Genomic DNA, 15,952 nt, shown 5'->3' with positions numbered 1-15,952 from the left:
GTGGTCATGATTACAGGAAACTGCAAACTATTTATGCGCACGAATGCAAGTGGAAGACGTCCCTACTCTTTCACCAACCCCCAAATCTTCCCAACCAAATATCTATAAAAATACAAGTGCAAAGTAGAATACCCAAATCCACCAATCATCCCGGTTATAAATCTTCTTCGATTAGTAGACTCACATATCTGGGCATACTGAAGGCCCCAATCCGTAAGCATAACTCCGGACATCAGCAAGCAATACCGAATAGGAATTCTTTTCTTTATAAACACAACACTCGCTAAAATTGCAGACAAAATAACCCCGGTACATCTTGCACATACCGGGAATTGATAACCTTTGTAGAAAAAACTCCTCTCAGGCATCTGGTGACATCCGAGTTTTGAACCTTTTTCCATCCAGTATAACCACTGCTTATCTGTCATTGCTATACCCTGAATTTTTTGCCGCAATGGCTGCATACCCAATATGATTTGTTGGTAATCTGCTTGCCTTTTCCGCAAGCCCCGCATAAAACACCGATAGGACCGAACAGAATTGCTCCGCAGCAACCTTTGCCGAAATAAAAGTCTTTTCCTGAAGTAGTTGTTTCCGTAATTACTTGGCAATCATCATTGCCGCATTTTGGACATCTCATAAGTACCCCCTTAGAAATAAATAGTATATGAAAGCATACAATAATAATATACCCTTTTACTTTTGTATATATATCCCATTTTAACATGAATAAACAAGAATAGAAATAAAAAAATAGAAGTACGTCTATTGACAATGGTAAAAAGATTGTGTACAATTAAATTAAAATCAATTAAAATAAAAATTTAACAAAGTTACAAACCCCTAACCCGCCAACCGTCACCACCCAAAAAAGGAGATCAAAATCATGAACATAGCAATCCGCTATTACTCAAAAACCGGAAATACCAAAAAACTTGCAGACGCCATCAGTCAGACAACAGGCACCCCGGCAGAAACTACTAAAACCTCAATTACAGAGCCGGTAGACATCCTATTCCTAGGAAGCTCCGTATATGCAGCCGGCGTAGACGCGGAGGTAAAAGAATTCATTGCTTCATTGGATAAGGAAAAGGTAAAGAGAGTTGTAAACTTCAGCACGGCTGCCCTTCTTCCATCTACCTACAAGCAGGTGAAACAGTTGCTGGAGCAAAAAGGCATAACAGTAGACGCTCAGGAATTCCACTGCCGAGGCAGTTTTAAAATGCTTCATAAAGGAAAACCTGATTCAGAAGATTTAAAAGAAGTTCAAAGATTTGCAGAGAAAATAATAAAATAAATAGAAGAATGAAACAAAGAAGATAGTTAAATAAAAAGGAGAACCACCATGCAACGTTATGATATCGCAATTATCGGAACCGGACCCGCAGGGCTATCGGCTGCGATAACGGCAAAAATTCGCAATAAAAGTATTTTATTAATCGGAAACAAGGACTTAAGCACGAAGGTGCAAAAGGCACATACCATACAAAATTATCTTGGACTCTCCGTTGTCGGAGGAGAGGACTTGGGAAAAGCATTCCAAGAGCATCTCGACAAAATGGAAATTGAGATTACAGAGGAAAAAGTAAATGCCATTTACAATATGGGCGACTATTTTGGAATTCAGGGCGCAGATGAAATCTATGAGGCAGATTCTGTTGTTTTGGCAACAGGCGTCGTTCTTGGCAAGCCATATCCGGGCGAAATTGAGCTGCTTGGAAAAGGAGTGAGCTACTGCGCAACCTGCGATGCACCGCTGTATAGAAATAAAACGGTAGCCATTATCGGCTTTAGCCCGAAAGAAGAAGCAGAGGCAGAATTTATGGCGGAGATAGCCAAAAAAGTTTACTATGTTCCGAGGTACAAAGAGGAGGTTTCCCTTTCAGAAGCAATCGAGGTTGTTCGCGAGGTGCCAAAGGCAATATGCGGGACACAACAGGTAGAAATGCTGCAAACAAGGGAAAATAATTATGTGGTGGACGGAGTTTTCATTCTCAGGGAAAGTGTTGCGCCAAGCCAGCTTGTACCGGGACTGGAGACCGAGGACAATCATGTCGTTGTAAACCGACAAATGGAAACGAGCATGGAGGGCTGCTTTGCTTGCGGTGATATCGTTGGAAAGCCGTATCAGTATATCAAATCAGCCGGAGAGGGAAACATCGCGGCGCTGTCAGCCGTGTCCTATCTGGATAAAAAGAAAAGAGAGCGAAAAAGTGCATAAAGGATTAAGATAAGGGAGGGTGAAAGCAATGAGCAAAGCTGCAAATGAAAGTTTGTCAAGGCAGAGCGAAATAATGAGAGTATCCGGAACCGGAATTGTCACCAATGTTATATTGGCGATTTTAAAGTTTTTTCTTGGAACAATATCGGGCTCTATTGCGATTTCTTCAGATGCAGTCAACAATCTTGCTGATTCTTCTTCCTCACTTATTACGATGATAGGGACAAAGCTTGCGCAGAAGGAGCCAAACGAGAAGCATCCATTTGGCTACGGCAGAATCGAATATCTGACGAGCATGATAATTGCCATCATCGTCTTGGTGACCGGCGCAGAAATGACAATCACTTCTGTAAAAAATATTTTGGAGCCGCAGCAGGTATCTTACTCTACACTTACACTTGTTATTTTATTTCTTACTATTTTTATAAAAATAGGGCTTGGAATTTATACAAAAAATGCCGGAAAGAAGCTTTTATCAGGCGCTCTGGTTGCCTCCGGTGCAGATGCCCAAAACGATGCGGTTATATCTGCGGTGGCACTGATCGCGGCTCTTGTATATCGTTTTACAGATGTTTCAATTGATGCCTATGCAGGAACTGTCATTTCTATATTTGTTATTAAGACTGGATACGATGTGCTTCGCGAAACGCTAAATCAGATTTTAGGTGAGCGCGGAGGCAGAGAGCTTTCAGAAAATATATATGAGGAAATTAGGGCGGAGAAAGGAATTCTAGGAGTTCACGACCTTATTTTAAATAATTACGGACCAAACACTTACACCGGAAGTATCAATGTCGAGATTGATCACGACAGGACGGTGGAGGATATTTATCCGATTTTACATAGGCTTCAGGTAAGGATTTTTCAGAAGTTTCATGCTTATTTGGTTTTTGGAATTTACGCAGTCAATAGTGCGTCGCCAATTTCTAAGCGTGTGTGGGAGATTTTATCAGAGTTTGAGGCGCAGGAAAAACATTGTTTGGGCTGCCACGGCATAGTGGTGGACGAAGAGCAGAAGCAAGTCTTTTGCGATGTTATTTTAGATTTTAAATGTGACAGGGCAGCCTTGCAGGAGAAGGTTCAAAACCTACTGCTGGCAGAGCTTCCGGATTATCAGGTCATCGTCACAATTGATACGGAATTTGCATAGAGTAAAAGAACTTGATATAGATTGTGGGTTTGCCACACTTGGATGATATATAAACCTCGGAGAACCGTTTTTGGGACTCTGGGGTTTTTGAAACAAGAGAGTTTTTTCATTTATATCTTGTGCACGCTTTATTTAAAATAGTAGTTGACAAATCCGATTTTTGATATTATATTTATGATAATATCAAAACAAATATAACAATAAACCTAAAATAACAAGAATGGCTCAAAAAGTCTTGCAAACCGCGTACAACAAGGGGGAATCAAAATGAAATATAAGTGTGGAATGTATGGAGGCTCCTTCAACCCACTTCACTTAGGGCACGTCCGCTGCATCATAGAAGCCGCAAACCAATGTGAGGATTTAATTATTGTGATCAGTGAAGGACTAAACCGCGATGAAATCGACGTCCGAGTGCGGTACCGTTGGATTTATCAGCTTACCAAACACATTGGAAACGTCAGAATATACATTTTAAATGATACCGCAAAAACCAAGGAGGACTACACAGAGAAGTACTGGCTGGAGGATGCCGCTAAGGTAAAGGTATTTGCGGGGAAGAAAATAGATGTGGTTTTCTGCGGAAGCGATTATGATGAAAACAGTTTTTGGGCGAAATGTTACCCTGAATCAGAACACATCTTTTTTCAGAGGGACGATATTTCTTCCACAAAAATAAGGGAGAATCCGCTGGCTTGCTGGAGTTGGCTTCCAAGCGTGGTGAAACCATATTATGTAAAAAAGGTGCTGCTCATAGGCGGGGAGAGTACAGGAAAGTCAACGCTGACCATAAATCTTGCAAATTACTATAACACAAATTATCTGGAAGAGGTCGGGCGTGATATCTCGGAGCGCTCCGGTACGGATATGCTTATGCTCCCGGAGGATTTTACAGATATATTGCTGGCGCATAAAATAAGGGAACGCGAAGCGATTTTGCAGAGTAATCGAGTGCTTTTTGAGGACACGGACTGCCTGATTACAAAGTTTTACATTCAATTTCTGGAGGGGAAAGGGAAAGCGGCAAATGAAACGCTGGCGGATGCGATTGCAGAGCTTAACCGATATGATTTGGTTCTTTTCTTGGAGCCGGACGTAAAATTCGTTCAGGACGGGGATAGAAGTCCTGTGATTGCAGCTGACAGAGAGCGATACAGCAATCAAATCAAGGAGCTGTACAGGCAGAAGAATATCAGCTTTGAGGTGATATCCGGCGATTATCAGAAGAGATTTTTAAAGGCAGTTGAACTTGTTGACAAATTATTGAAAGAGGGGAAATAAGTATGGAAGAAAAAAATACAAAATTAATGACAAAAATCACAGGCTTTATGACACCGTTTCAGTATTTTGAGGTGCTGCTGTTAATCAGCTTTACCGCATATTTTGTGATGATTGATAAGGAAAGCACGACTTTGTATCTGGCTATCAATGCACTTTCTGCCATATGCGGTGTGTTCTGTGTGGTACTTTGCGCCGGCGGGAAAAAGTCTCAGTACTATTTTGGCTTTGTGAACATAGCGGCGTATATTATTATAGCTGCCACCGGAAAATATTACGGTCAGGTAGCGCTGAATCTGCTTTATTACCTGCCGACACAGTTTATCGGTATGTATATGTGGAAAAAACATATGAATATCGAAAAGGATGTGGTTAAATCAAAGAAAATGGGCATCAACCAGATTGGACTTTATCTTTTGGGGATGACTGTTGGTGTTATTATCTGCCGCTATATACTGGAGATGCTTGGCGGAAACCAGACGTGGCTGGATAGCACGACACTTGTGATATCGCTTGTTGCCAACGCACTTATGGTACTTCGATACAAGGAGCAATGGGCACTTTGGATTGTGGTTGACATAATTACAGTGACAATGTGGGTTTTGGCAGGTGACTGGATTCAGGTATCCATGTGGTCAGTCTATTTGCTCAATGCATTTTACGGCTTTTACCAGTGGTCGTTGATGAGCAGAAACAATTATGCAAATGAATAATATAGGTGGAAAATATGAAAAAAACAAGCAAAGAAGAAGATTTTTTGAAAAACTATGATATAGAAAAATATGACAGACCGTCTATCGCGACAGATATCGCAGTATTTACGATTATGGCGGATGAGGAGGATAATTATCGAAAACTTCCTGAACAAAAGTTAAAAATACTTCTGATCCGAAGGGGGACACATCCTTATCAAAATGCATGGGCACTGCCAGGCGGGTTTGCAAGGAAGGACGAAACTATCAGGGAGACGGCAGCGCGCGAATTGTATGAGGAGACTCATATCGAGAGAGCCTACATGGAGCTTGTCGATGTGTACAGCGACAAGGGCAGGGACCCGAGGGGATGGGTTATCTCCAATACTTTTATGGCACTGATGGACGGAAATAAATGCAGGCTGCACGCAGGGGATGATGCCGGAGAAGCACAGTGGTTTGACATTGAGCTAAAAAAAGAGACAGAAAAGCGAGATTATATAAAGAGTGAGGACAGCGTTGAGCTTGAGATAATATATAGCTTAAAGCTTTGCTTTCAAGATATCAAAATTTCCTGTAGGCTGCGGGAGACAAAGCTTTTTAAAGAATACCATGAATCAGTTCATTATGAGATACTGGAGTCAGACGGTCTGGCATTTGATCATGCGATGATTATTGTCTGCGCGCTGAAAAAGCTTCGAAGCCACGCGGAGATAGACGGAAAAATTGTCTTTAACCTGATGCCGGAGTATTTTACGCTGACACAGCTTCAAAAGGCATTTGAAATTATATTGGATGAGGAGCTTTTGGCGGCGAATTTTCGCAGAAAGATAGCAGAGCTTGTAAATGAGACGGATAAGGTCATGGAAGGGGCAGGGCACCGCCCAGCAAAGCTGTTTAAGAGAAATGTGGAGGCATTTTGTAAAAGCGGGAAGTAAATTTATAAGGGAGATAAGAAAGTGATTTATCTGCACAACGATTCTATTTCACGAATCATATTGCGAACCCCTCTCAAAATGTTTATAATAAAATATAGGATTTATCACTATTGTAAACAAAGTCTATGACGCATCATAGCAATAAAGGAGCAATTACAAATGAGTTTTACACATCTGCACGTCCATACAGAATACAGTCTGCTGGACGGTTCAAATAAGATAAAAGAATATGTACACCGCGTCAAAGAGCTGGGGATGACAAGTGCGGCAATCACCGATCATGGGGCAATGTTCGGCGTGATTGAGTTTTATAAGGCGGCGAAGGAGGCAGGCATTAAGCCTATTCTTGGCTGTGAGGTATATGTGGCGCCAAATTCCAGACTTGACAGGGAGCTGACAGGCGGCGATGACCGCTATTATCACCTTGTTTTGCTGGCAGAGAATAACACAGGTTACAATAACCTGATGAAAATTGTATCGAAGGGCTACGTTGAGGGATTTTATTACCGTCCTCGTGTCGATATGGAGTTGCTTGAAGAATACCATGAAGGAATTATTGCACTGAGTGCCTGCCTGGCAGGTGAGGTCCAGAGATACATCACCAGAGGACTTTATGAAGAGGCAAAAAATGTAGCCTTAAAATATGAAAAAGTATTTGGAAAAGGAAACTTCTTCCTTGAACTGCAAGACCATGGGATACCAGAGCAAAAAAATGTAAATCAGCAGCTTCTTCGTATGAGCAAGGAGCTTTCCATTGAGTTAGTTGCAACAAATGATATTCATTACACCTATGAGGAGGATGAGAAGCCTCATGATATTCTGCTTTGCATTCAGACGGGCAAGAAATTTGCGGATGAAAACCGTATGCGCTATGAAGGCGGACAATATTATGTAAAGTCGCCGGAGCAGATGGAGCAGCTCTTCCCTTATGCTAAGGAAGCGCTTGAAAATACCGGAAAAATTGCGGACCGCTGTGAGGTGGAAATTGAATTTGGTGTGACGAAGCTGCCAAAATATGATGTACCGGAAGGCTTTACCTCTTGGGAATACTTAAACAAGCTCTGTTTTGACGGACTTGCGGCAAGATATCCGGATGTGACTGAGGAGTTGAAGGAGCGTCTGAACTATGAGCTGAACGTCATCAATACGATGGGCTATGTCGACTACTTTTTGATTGTGTGGGATTTTATCAAATATTCCAGAGATAATGACATTATGGTAGGACCGGGTCGAGGCTCGGCGGCAGGAAGTATTGTTTCCTACTGTCTTGGTATCACAAATATTGACCCGCTTCGCTACAATCTTCTCTTTGAGCGTTTCTTGAATCCGGAGCGTATTTCTATGCCCGATATCGATATCGACTTTTGCTATGAGAGAAGGCAAGAGGTTATTGACCATGTGGTGGCACAGTACGGAACGGACCGTGTGGTGCAGATTGTCACCTTCGGTACGATGGCGGCGCGAGGCGTTATCCGAGATGTAGGGCGTGTTATGGACTTGCCTTACGCCTTTGTGGACTCTATTTCCAAGATGATACCGATGGAGCTTGGTATTACAATAGAAAAGGCGCTGAAGAGCAATTCTGAACTTCGTAAACTCTATGAGGACAATGAGCAGGTAAAATATCTGATTGATATGTCCAAAAGGTTAGAGGGACTGCCAAGACACACCTCCATGCATGCGGCAGGTGTTGTAATCAGCCAGAAGTCAGTGGATGAATATGTTCCGCTCTCCAAGGCATCGGACGGCTCAATCACGACCCAGTTTACGATGACCACGCTTGAAGAGCTTGGACTTTTGAAGATGGACTTTCTGGGGCTTCGAACGCTGACTGTTATTCAGAATGCGTGCCGCCTCGTGAAAAAGAGCAAGGACATCGACCTTGATATGGATAACATTGACTATGATGACAAGCTTGTATTAGAATCCATCGGCACCGGAAGAACCGAGGGTATATTCCAGTTGGAGAGCGGCGGTATGAAGAGCTTTATGAAGGAGTTAAAGCCGCAAAATCTGGAGGATATCATAGCCGGTATCTCCCTTTACCGACCGGGACCGATGGACTTTATCCCGCAGTATATAAAAGGAAAAAACAGCAGCGGAGCAATCGTGTATGACTGCCCGCAGCTTGAACCGATTTTGGCACCGACCTACGGCTGTATCGTCTATCAGGAGCAGGTTATGCAGATTGTGCGTGATTTGGCGGGCTACACGCTTGGACGAAGCGATTTGGTGCGAAGAGCAATGTCAAAGAAGAAAACGTCTGTTATGGAAAAAGAGCGTCAGAACTTCGTTTACGGAAACGAGGAGGAGGACGTAAAGGGCTGTATCGCAAACGGAATCGGGGAAAAGGTGGCAAATAAAATCTTTGACAACATGATTGACTTTGCCAAATATGCATTTAACAAGTCCCATGCTGCATGCTATGCGGTTGTTTCCTACCAGACGGCATTTTTGAAATATTATTATCCGGTGGAGTTCATGGCGGCGCTTATGACCTCAGTTCTAGACAATACAAATAAGGTATCCGAGTATATCCTGGTTTGCAGAAGTATGAATATTTCTATCCTACCGCCGGATATCAACGAAGGGGAGGGCAATTTCTCCGTTTCCGGAGATTCCATCCGTTACGGACTTTCCGCAATTAAGAGTGTAGGGCGTCCTGTTATCGATTCAATTGTGGCAGAGCGTGAAGAAAACGGCAAATTTCAGGATTTAAAGGACTTTATCACAAGACTTTCCGGAAAAGAAGTGAATAAGCGTACAATTGAAAGCTTTATCAAGGCGGGCGCCCTTGACAGTTTAGGCGGCACGAGACGGCAGCTTATGATGGTCTATGTTCAGGTGCTGGATCAGGCGAGCCAGGAGAAAAAGAATTCTGTTTCCGGTCAGATGACTTTGTTTGATATTATAAGCGAGGAGGAGAAGGAGCAGTTTGACGTAAAGCTTCCTGATGTGGGAGAATACGACAAGGAAACGCTGCTTGCCTTTGAGAAGGAAGTCATGGGAATCTACATCAGCGGTCATCCGCTCGAGGAATATGAGGAGGTTTGGCGCAAAAATGTGACGAATTTTACTTCTGATTTTCTGATTGATGAGGAGACGAATACCATCAAAGCGGAGGACGGAAGACGAGTTGTGGTCGGTGGCATGATAACGAGCAAGAACATTAAGCATACGCGAAATGACAAGATGATGGCATTTATTACAGTTGAAGACTTAGTTGGAGCTGTTGAGGTCGTTGTTTTCCCGAATGACTACGAGCGAAACTCCGCGAAGCTCATTGTGGACAACAAGGTGTTTGTTCAGGGTAAGGTAAATGCGGAGGATGAGAAGGACGGAAAAATTATCTGCGAGAAAATCATTCCGTTTGACGCTCTGGAAAAAGAGGTATGGATTAAATTTGCAAATAAGGAATTATTTCAGGAAAAAGAAGAAACATTATATAATATGATACAAGCCTCTGACGGAAATGATGGAATTATCATCTATATTGAGGATGTAAAAGCGATGAAAAAACTGCCTCCGTCAAGGAACATTAGGGCAGATAAAATGCTTGTTGGTGAATTAGTAAAATATTTTGGCGAAAAAAATGTAAAAGTTGTAGAAAAGAATATTGAAAACCTTACCAAAATGCATTAGAATAGAGAATAATGTTAATTTATTGGCAAAGTTTTAACATTTAACATAGGACAGTTACCACATGGGAGGTATTGAAATGGCAAAAGAAATTAAGACAATCGGTGTTTTGACAAGTGGCGGCGATGCGCCGGGTATGAATGCCGCAATCAGAGCAGTTGTGCGCAAGTCACTTGCAAATGGCATAAAGGTTAAGGGAATCATGAAGGGCTATAACGGCCTCTTAAATGAAGAGATTATCGATATGGACGCAAGAAGTGTATCCGACACGATTCAGCGCGGCGGTACCGTGCTCTATACAGCAAGATGTGCAGAGTTTAGAACTCCGGAAGGACAGCAGCGCGGTGCTGAAATTTGCAGAAAGCATGGCATTGACGGACTTGTCGTAATCGGCGGAGACGGCTCCTTTGCAGGTGCACAGAAGCTTGCAGCGCTTGGTGTCAGCACAATCGGCGTTCCGGGAACAATCGATCTTGATATTGCTTGTACAGACTATTCAATCGGATTTGACACAGCAGTTAACACAGCGATGGAAGCAATCGACAAGGTTCGAGATACCTCCACCTCTCATGAGAGATGCAGTATCATTGAGGTTATGGGAAGAAATGCAGGCTATATCGCATTATGGTGCGGTATTGCAAACGGCGCAGAGGATATCTTACTTCCTGAGAAATACAACCATGATGAGCAGCAGTTGATTAACAACATCATCAACAACAGAAAAAAAGGCAAAAAGCATCATATCGTAATCAATGCGGAAGGTATCGGACATTCGGAGGCTATGGCAAGAAGAATTGAAGCAGCTACCGGAATTGAGACAAGAGCAACCATATTAGGACATATGCAGCGTGGCGGAAGCCCAACTTGTAGAGACCGTGTGACAGCTTCTATCATGGGCGCTTATGCAGCAGATTTACTTGCACAGGGCAAGTCAAACAGAGTGGTAGGCTACAAAGACGGCGCTTATGTGGACTTTGATATTGATGAGGCTTTGGCAATGCAAAAGGGAATTGATGATTACGAATTTGAAGTGAGCAGAGTGCTTGCTATCTAGTCAAATAGATACAAACAAGAGGAATCCCAGACAGATTCACTTGTTATAAATAATAGAAAATGGTGTGTAAGCTGCTGCGGTAGTCTGCATGCCATTTTGTATATCATAGAAAATTTTTTATGATAAAAGCTATCTATGCGCACCTCGCGGAGTGGAAGTTGTTGCTTCGCAACCCGCTCGGGCGCGAAGTGTGAGCGAAACTCACACTTTTCATAAAATTATAAGGGTGAATAACTGTGTTAGAAAAAATAAAAAATTATAAAATGTATAAATTTAGCACAACGCAATTGGTTTCCCTTGGATTTCTGGGGGTTATTTTAATTGGGACAATCCTGCTTTCCCTTCCTATATCGGCGGCGGACGGGCAGAAAACGGCTTTTATCGATGTGCTGTTTACGGCGTTTACCTCGGTCTGCGTGACGGGGCTTACAGTTGTGAGTACGGCTGACCACTGGAGTCTGTTTGGAAAAATCATTATACTAATTCTCGTACAATTAGGGGGACTCGGTGTTGTTGCCTGTGTGACGATGTTTTTGCTTGTGGCAAATCAGAAAATCACGCTGAATCGAAGAATTATTATACAGGAGTCCTACGGGCTTGATACGATGGACGGCATGGGAAAGCTGATACGAAGAATTGTGAAGGGAACCCTGACTGTGGAAGGAATTGGAGCGGTTTTGTACAGCATTCATTTTATTCCTCAATTTGGATTAATTCCCGGAATTTGGCGGGCGGTTTTTAGCTCAGTATCTGTCTTTTGCAATGCAGGTATGGATATTTTGGGAAATACAAGCTTCACGGAGTACAGGGGAAATATTCTGATTAATATCACGACCATGGCACTTATTATAATAGGAGGAATTGGTTTTCCGGTCTGGTGGGATGTTATTCGTGTCACAATTGAAACATGGCAAAAAAATATAAAAGAGAGGCAATTTTTTGACAAATTAACACTTCATTCAAAGCTTGCAATTGTGACAACCGGAATTTTGATTTTGGGAGGCTTTGTCAGTATATTTTTGCTGGAATATAACAATCCGCTTACCATGAAGGAACTATCGCTTGGAGAAAAAATTATGTCCTCCCTGTTTCAGTCTGTCACGACGAGAACGGCAGGAATTATGACGCTTCCGCAGGAAAATTTTACAAATGCTTCCGCCGTGGTCAGCATGGTGCTTATGTTTATCGGAGGAGCGCCGGCAAGTACCGCCGGAGGAATGAAGGTAACGACGATTGCAATGATTATTTTGACGACGATATCCTTTGCAAAGGGCAGAAGTGATACAGAAGTCTTCAAACGTAAAATTGCTCCGGATATTGTCCGTATGGGGCTTGTTGTGGTAACACTTGGAGTTATGATTTTTTTAACCGCAGTTATCCTGCTTTCTGCAACGGAGGATGCCCCTTTGATGGATGTCGTTTTTGAAATCAGTTCCGCGCTAGGAACAACGGGTCTGTCCAGAGGATTTACACCATACTTAAGTGAGGCAGGCAAGGTTATTGTGATGATTGTCATGTACATAGGAAGAATTGGACCGATTACTCTCGTTGTAGCGCTGACGAATAGGAAAAACAGTAGAGATATGGGGATTCATTACCCTGAGAAAAGAATTATGATTGGATAAGGAGAATGGGCATGCGAATGAAGGAGTTTGCGGTTTTCGGACTTGGAGAATTTGGAAAAAGCGTGGCACTTAATCTGGCAAAGAGCGGCTGTGAGGTGCTTGCGGTGGACAAGGACAGTGAGAAGGTAAGCGAGATAGCGGATGAGGTTACCTATGCGGTCACGGCAGACGTGGCGGACTTTAATGTGCTGAAATCACTTGGCATTAACAATCTGGACGGTGTGATTGTTGCGATGGCGGAGAGCTTGGAAGCAAGCATAATGGCAACTATTTTTGCAAAGGAGCTAGGAGTTCCTTATGTCATGGCAAAAGCATACACCGAGGTACAGGCGACAGTGCTTCGAAAGGTAGGAGCCGATGCGATTGCCTTTCCGGAATATGAAATGGGACTTCGAATTGCTAAAAATTTAGTGTCCGGTCACTTTATGGATTTTGTGGAGCTATCCTCCAAATTCAGTATGGTTGAGATGGAGCTTCCGCACTCATGGGAGGGAAGAACACTTCGTGAGTTAAACCCAAGAGACAGGTTAAAGGTAAATGTTATTGCGGTAAGAACCGGTGAAGATGTAACCGTAAACCCAAACCCGGATTTACCATTTGAAAAGGGGCAAATTCTTATTATTGTGGGCGATAACCATATGCTGGAAGGCTTGAACAATCAGGAATAGCCTCCATGAGCAGAAAGGAATGCAATGATTACAAGTATAAGCAACAAGCAGGTAAAACATATAATTCAGCTTAATAAGAAATCAAAGGCTAGAAAAGAAGAAGACGTCTTTATCGTGGAAGGTATTAAGATGTTTCTGGAGGCACCGAGAGAATTAATCAGGCAGGTCTATGTGTCGAAAACATTTCTTGCAAAAGAGGACAATAAGAGGCTGTTAGGTGACATTAACTATGAAGTGCTGGAAGACAGTGTGTTTCTTGCTGCCTGCGATACAAAGACACCCCAGGGTATTTTGTGCATTGTGCAGCAGCTTCATTATGAGCTTTCGGACATACTGGCAAAAGAGCCGGCTCACATCATGATTTTGGAGGATTTACAGGACCCGGGAAACATGGGAACCATTCTTCGAGCAGGCGAAGGAGCGGGAGTGTCCGGCATTATTTTGAGTAAAAATTGTGTTGATATTTACAATCCAAAAACAATACGTTCAACCATGGGTTCCATTTATCGTGTGCCATTTTTTTACACAGAAGACACAAAAAATACAATAAAAACTTTGCAAAAAAATAAAATTTCTGTTTTTGCCGCCCATTTAAAGAAAAGTCAGGATTACGAAAAGCTTGATTTTACCAAGGGTTGCGCCTTTATGATTGGGAACGAGGGGAATGGTCTGAGCGAAGAATTATCCGCCATGGCAGATTCCTATTTGAAAATACCGATGGAGGGAAGCGTAGAGTCCTTAAATGCTGGTGTTGCGGCTTCTATCCTCATGTATGAAACGGCAAGACAGCGTCGAAATAAGTAGTATAACCAAAAAATAGTATGCTTGACAAATAAAAGTAATTCTGTTACAATAACTCCGTAATAAAAGTTAATAATTTTGTAATAATTGTAATAAAAAAGCATTAATTTAATGATAATAATGCAATATATTTCAATGGCAATACAGAATTAACGCAGTTGAATTATTTATCAATTCAATTGTGACTTTAGGAGGTATACATGAAGTTAGGAAACAGAAAGGTAGTTATAGGCGGTCTGGCGGCGGTAGCATTTACGTCAATGACAGCATTTACGAATGTAACACCGGACACTACATCTGATACTGCTCCATATAGTTTGACAACATCAGTAGAATATCAGAGCTTAACAATGGCGGCAAGCAGTGGAATTGGAAAATATTCATCACTCTATATGCCAGGTCAGGTAACGACAACACTTGATGCTATTGTGGCAGACCAAGTACCGGCGGGAGGAAAGACCTCCATGAAGACGCAGGCGGGTATTGCCAAAATTTTTACGCAGAGCGTAACATTGGCTGCATTAGAAACCGTGAATACGGAGAGCAGCACAGAATTAAGAAAGACAGCCTTGAACACTGACAGCGTATCAGAGAATACGGCTGAGGCAGCAGGCAGTGAAGAAGTATCAGAAAGTGATACAACGGAGGTTCAAGAGACGGTAGAGGAAGCTCAGACTGAGGATACAGCCGAAGAGGTTGCACAGTCAGAGGATACTGAGGCAGAAGATGCACAGGACGTAACCGAGGAAGATACCTCAAGTAATGTTTCACAGCAAGAAGTAAATGAAGCAATCGAGAATGCTGAGAACACTCAGACAGAAATTCCGGATGAAGAAAAGCTTGCAGCGGCAAAAGATGCTGAAGTGAAATCCGAATGGTCTGACAAGGTAATGGCAAATGTAGAAGAGTCTGTAAACATTCGAAGCGATGCAAACGAGGAAGCTGAAGTTGTAGGTAAGCTTTACAAGGGCGCAGAGGGAGACATCCTTGAAAAAGGTGACGAGTGGACAAAGATCAGCTCAGGTTCCGTTACAGAAGGCTATGTAAAAAATGAATATTTGGCATTTGATGATGAAGCGCAGGCTTTGGCAGAACAAGACGGACAATTAGTTGCTACAGTTAATACGGACGCATTGAGAATTCGAGAAGAAGCAAGTGAAGACGGAGCTGTTTTAGATATGGCAGAAAACGGCGAAGAGCTTGACGTAATCGAAGAGGAAGGCGATTGGGTAGAAATCCAGTTTGGAAGTGATACAAGTGCCTTTGTATCAAGTCAGTTTGTAACTGTGGATTACGTTCTTGGAACAGCATTGACAATAGAAGAAGAAAAAGCAATTCAGGAAGAAAAGGCAAGAAAAGAAGCAGAAGCCAGAATGGCTGAAATTGCAAACAGCGAAGATGCAGCTTTACTCGCAGCCGTGGTTCGTATGGAAGCCGGCGGAGAGTCTTACGAAGGTAAACTGGCAGTAGCCAGTGTGGTAGTAAACCGTATGAATAGCGGAAGATACCCAAGTACAGTAAGCGGAGTTGTTTATCAGAGCGGACAGTTCCCGGGTGCAGCAAACGGAACACTGGCAAACTTTTTATCAAGCGGTGTTGGCGGAGACTGTAAGAAGGCAGCTGTGGAAGCATTAGCAGGAATTACAAATGTAAGCTACTTGCATTTTAACTCCGTATCCAGAATTGGCACAGATGGTTATGTAATCGGAAACCACTGTTTCTACTAAAATAGATTAAGATTAAATATTAAAGAGATCATTCTACTCATGAGCAGAATGGTCTTTTTTTATAGCATAGGAAAGTTCTCCGAACTTCCTATGCTATAAAAAATATTAGAAATCAAAAGAAAGTATTATTTTTTAGGGGAATATGTTTATTTTTTAAAA

14 protein-coding genes are annotated in these 15,952 nt (G+C 42.4%); 12 read left to right on the top strand and 2 right to left on the bottom strand.

Features of this window, described 5'->3' with window-relative positions; translation table 11 throughout:
* Window positions 1-62 precede the first annotated feature (62 nt).
* Both CTY48_RS04075 and CTY48_RS04070 read right to left on the bottom strand, forming a co-directional pair.
* Entirely contained in the window at window positions 63-428 is a 366-nt protein-coding gene (locus CTY48_RS04075; protein ID WP_099467235.1) for a DUF2085 domain-containing protein, read from the bottom strand.
* Between the two features lie 2 nt (window positions 429-430).
* Window positions 431-640 carry a hypothetical protein gene (locus CTY48_RS04070; RefSeq protein WP_099467234.1) on the bottom strand — a complete coding sequence of 70 codons (210 nt, stop codon included), beginning with the start codon at window positions 638-640 and terminating at the stop codon, window positions 431-433.
* Window positions 641-886: 246 nt separating this feature from the next.
* Here CTY48_RS04070 and CTY48_RS04065 point away from each other — a divergent pair, with 246 nt between their 5' ends.
* The 12 genes from CTY48_RS04065 to CTY48_RS04010 all read left to right on the top strand — a co-directional run bounded on the left by CTY48_RS04065 (window position 887) and on the right by CTY48_RS04010 (window position 15,793).
* Window positions 887-1,297: a flavodoxin family protein gene (locus CTY48_RS04065; protein ID WP_099467233.1), complete on the top strand. Its 411-nt coding sequence runs from the start codon at window positions 887-889 to the stop codon at window positions 1,295-1,297.
* Window positions 1,298-1,345: 48 nt separating this feature from the next.
* On the top strand, window positions 1,346-2,221 hold the full coding sequence (locus CTY48_RS04060; RefSeq protein ID WP_099467232.1) for an NAD(P)/FAD-dependent oxidoreductase: 876 nt from the start codon (window positions 1,346-1,348) through the stop codon (window positions 2,219-2,221).
* Window positions 2,222-2,249: 28 nt separating this feature from the next.
* Window positions 2,250-3,371 carry a cation diffusion facilitator family transporter gene (locus tag CTY48_RS04055; RefSeq protein WP_099467231.1) on the top strand — a complete coding sequence of 374 codons (1,122 nt, stop codon included), beginning with the start codon at window positions 2,250-2,252 and terminating at the stop codon, window positions 3,369-3,371.
* 267 nt (window positions 3,372-3,638) lie between these two features.
* Complete coding sequence (locus CTY48_RS04050) at window positions 3,639-4,652, top strand: AAA family ATPase (protein ID WP_099467230.1); 1,014 nt, start codon at window positions 3,639-3,641, stop codon at window positions 4,650-4,652.
* A gap of 2 nt (window positions 4,653-4,654) precedes the next feature.
* A complete protein-coding gene (pnuC, locus tag CTY48_RS04045; RefSeq protein WP_236354722.1) occupies window positions 4,655-5,362 on the top strand; it encodes a nicotinamide riboside transporter PnuC in 708 nt (235 codons plus the stop codon).
* Between the two features lie 14 nt (window positions 5,363-5,376).
* Complete coding sequence (locus CTY48_RS04040; protein ID WP_099467228.1) at window positions 5,377-6,279, top strand: NUDIX hydrolase; 903 nt, start codon at window positions 5,377-5,379, stop codon at window positions 6,277-6,279.
* Window positions 6,280-6,438: 159 nt separating this feature from the next.
* Complete coding sequence (locus CTY48_RS04035; protein WP_099467227.1) at window positions 6,439-9,921, top strand: DNA polymerase III subunit alpha; 3,483 nt, start codon at window positions 6,439-6,441, stop codon at window positions 9,919-9,921.
* Window positions 9,922-9,997: 76 nt separating this feature from the next.
* Window positions 9,998-10,972 carry a 6-phosphofructokinase gene (pfkA, locus tag CTY48_RS04030; protein WP_099467226.1) on the top strand — a complete coding sequence of 325 codons (975 nt, stop codon included), beginning with the start codon at window positions 9,998-10,000 and terminating at the stop codon, window positions 10,970-10,972.
* 236 nt (window positions 10,973-11,208) lie between these two features.
* The gene (locus tag CTY48_RS04025; protein ID WP_236354719.1) at window positions 11,209-12,597 is read left to right on the top strand and encodes a TrkH family potassium uptake protein; all 1,389 of its coding nucleotides are present in this window, start codon (window positions 11,209-11,211) and stop codon (window positions 12,595-12,597) included.
* 11 nt (window positions 12,598-12,608) lie between these two features.
* A complete protein-coding gene (locus CTY48_RS04020; protein WP_099467225.1) occupies window positions 12,609-13,265 on the top strand; it encodes a potassium channel family protein in 657 nt (218 codons plus the stop codon).
* 24 nt (window positions 13,266-13,289) lie between these two features.
* A complete protein-coding gene (locus tag CTY48_RS04015; protein ID WP_099467224.1) occupies window positions 13,290-14,069 on the top strand; it encodes a TrmH family RNA methyltransferase in 780 nt (259 codons plus the stop codon).
* A 197-nt stretch (window positions 14,070-14,266) separates the two neighbouring features.
* Complete coding sequence (locus tag CTY48_RS04010; RefSeq protein WP_099467223.1) at window positions 14,267-15,793, top strand: cell wall hydrolase; 1,527 nt, start codon at window positions 14,267-14,269, stop codon at window positions 15,791-15,793.
* The last annotated feature ends 159 nt before the right edge of the window (window positions 15,794-15,952 follow it).

Origin of the sequence: Konateibacter massiliensis, assembly GCF_900184995.1 — a bacterium.
GTDB lineage: Bacteria > Bacillota > Clostridia > Lachnospirales > Lachnospiraceae > Lachnotalea > Lachnotalea massiliensis.
This window is presented reverse-complemented; position numbering and strand designations above follow the sequence as displayed.

Bases quoted from the DNA above. Each gene is read 5' to 3' on its own strand.
- CTY48_RS04020 (WP_099467225.1), top strand. From the start codon at position 12,609: ATGCGAATGAAGGAGTTTGCGGTTTTCGGACTTGGAGAATTTGGAAAA.
- pnuC (WP_236354722.1), top strand. From the start codon at position 4,655: ATGGAAGAAAAAAATACAAAATTAATGACAAAAATCACAGGCTTTATG.
- CTY48_RS04015 (WP_099467224.1), top strand. From the start codon at position 13,290: ATGATTACAAGTATAAGCAACAAGCAGGTAAAACATATAATTCAGCTT.
- pfkA (WP_099467226.1), top strand. From the start codon at position 9,998: ATGGCAAAAGAAATTAAGACAATCGGTGTTTTGACAAGTGGCGGCGAT.
- CTY48_RS04065 (WP_099467233.1), top strand. From the start codon at position 887: ATGAACATAGCAATCCGCTATTACTCAAAAACCGGAAATACCAAAAAA.
- CTY48_RS04075 (WP_099467235.1), bottom strand. From the start codon at position 428: ATGACAGATAAGCAGTGGTTATACTGGATGGAAAAAGGTTCAAAACTC.
- CTY48_RS04055 (WP_099467231.1), top strand. From the start codon at position 2,250: ATGAGCAAAGCTGCAAATGAAAGTTTGTCAAGGCAGAGCGAAATAATG.
- CTY48_RS04010 (WP_099467223.1), top strand. From the start codon at position 14,267: ATGAAGTTAGGAAACAGAAAGGTAGTTATAGGCGGTCTGGCGGCGGTA.
- CTY48_RS04060 (WP_099467232.1), top strand. From the start codon at position 1,346: ATGCAACGTTATGATATCGCAATTATCGGAACCGGACCCGCAGGGCTA.
- CTY48_RS04040 (WP_099467228.1), top strand. From the start codon at position 5,377: ATGAAAAAAACAAGCAAAGAAGAAGATTTTTTGAAAAACTATGATATA.
- CTY48_RS04050 (WP_099467230.1), top strand. From the start codon at position 3,639: ATGAAATATAAGTGTGGAATGTATGGAGGCTCCTTCAACCCACTTCAC.
- CTY48_RS04035 (WP_099467227.1), top strand. From the start codon at position 6,439: ATGAGTTTTACACATCTGCACGTCCATACAGAATACAGTCTGCTGGAC.
- CTY48_RS04070 (WP_099467234.1), bottom strand. From the start codon at position 640: ATGAGATGTCCAAAATGCGGCAATGATGATTGCCAAGTAATTACGGAA.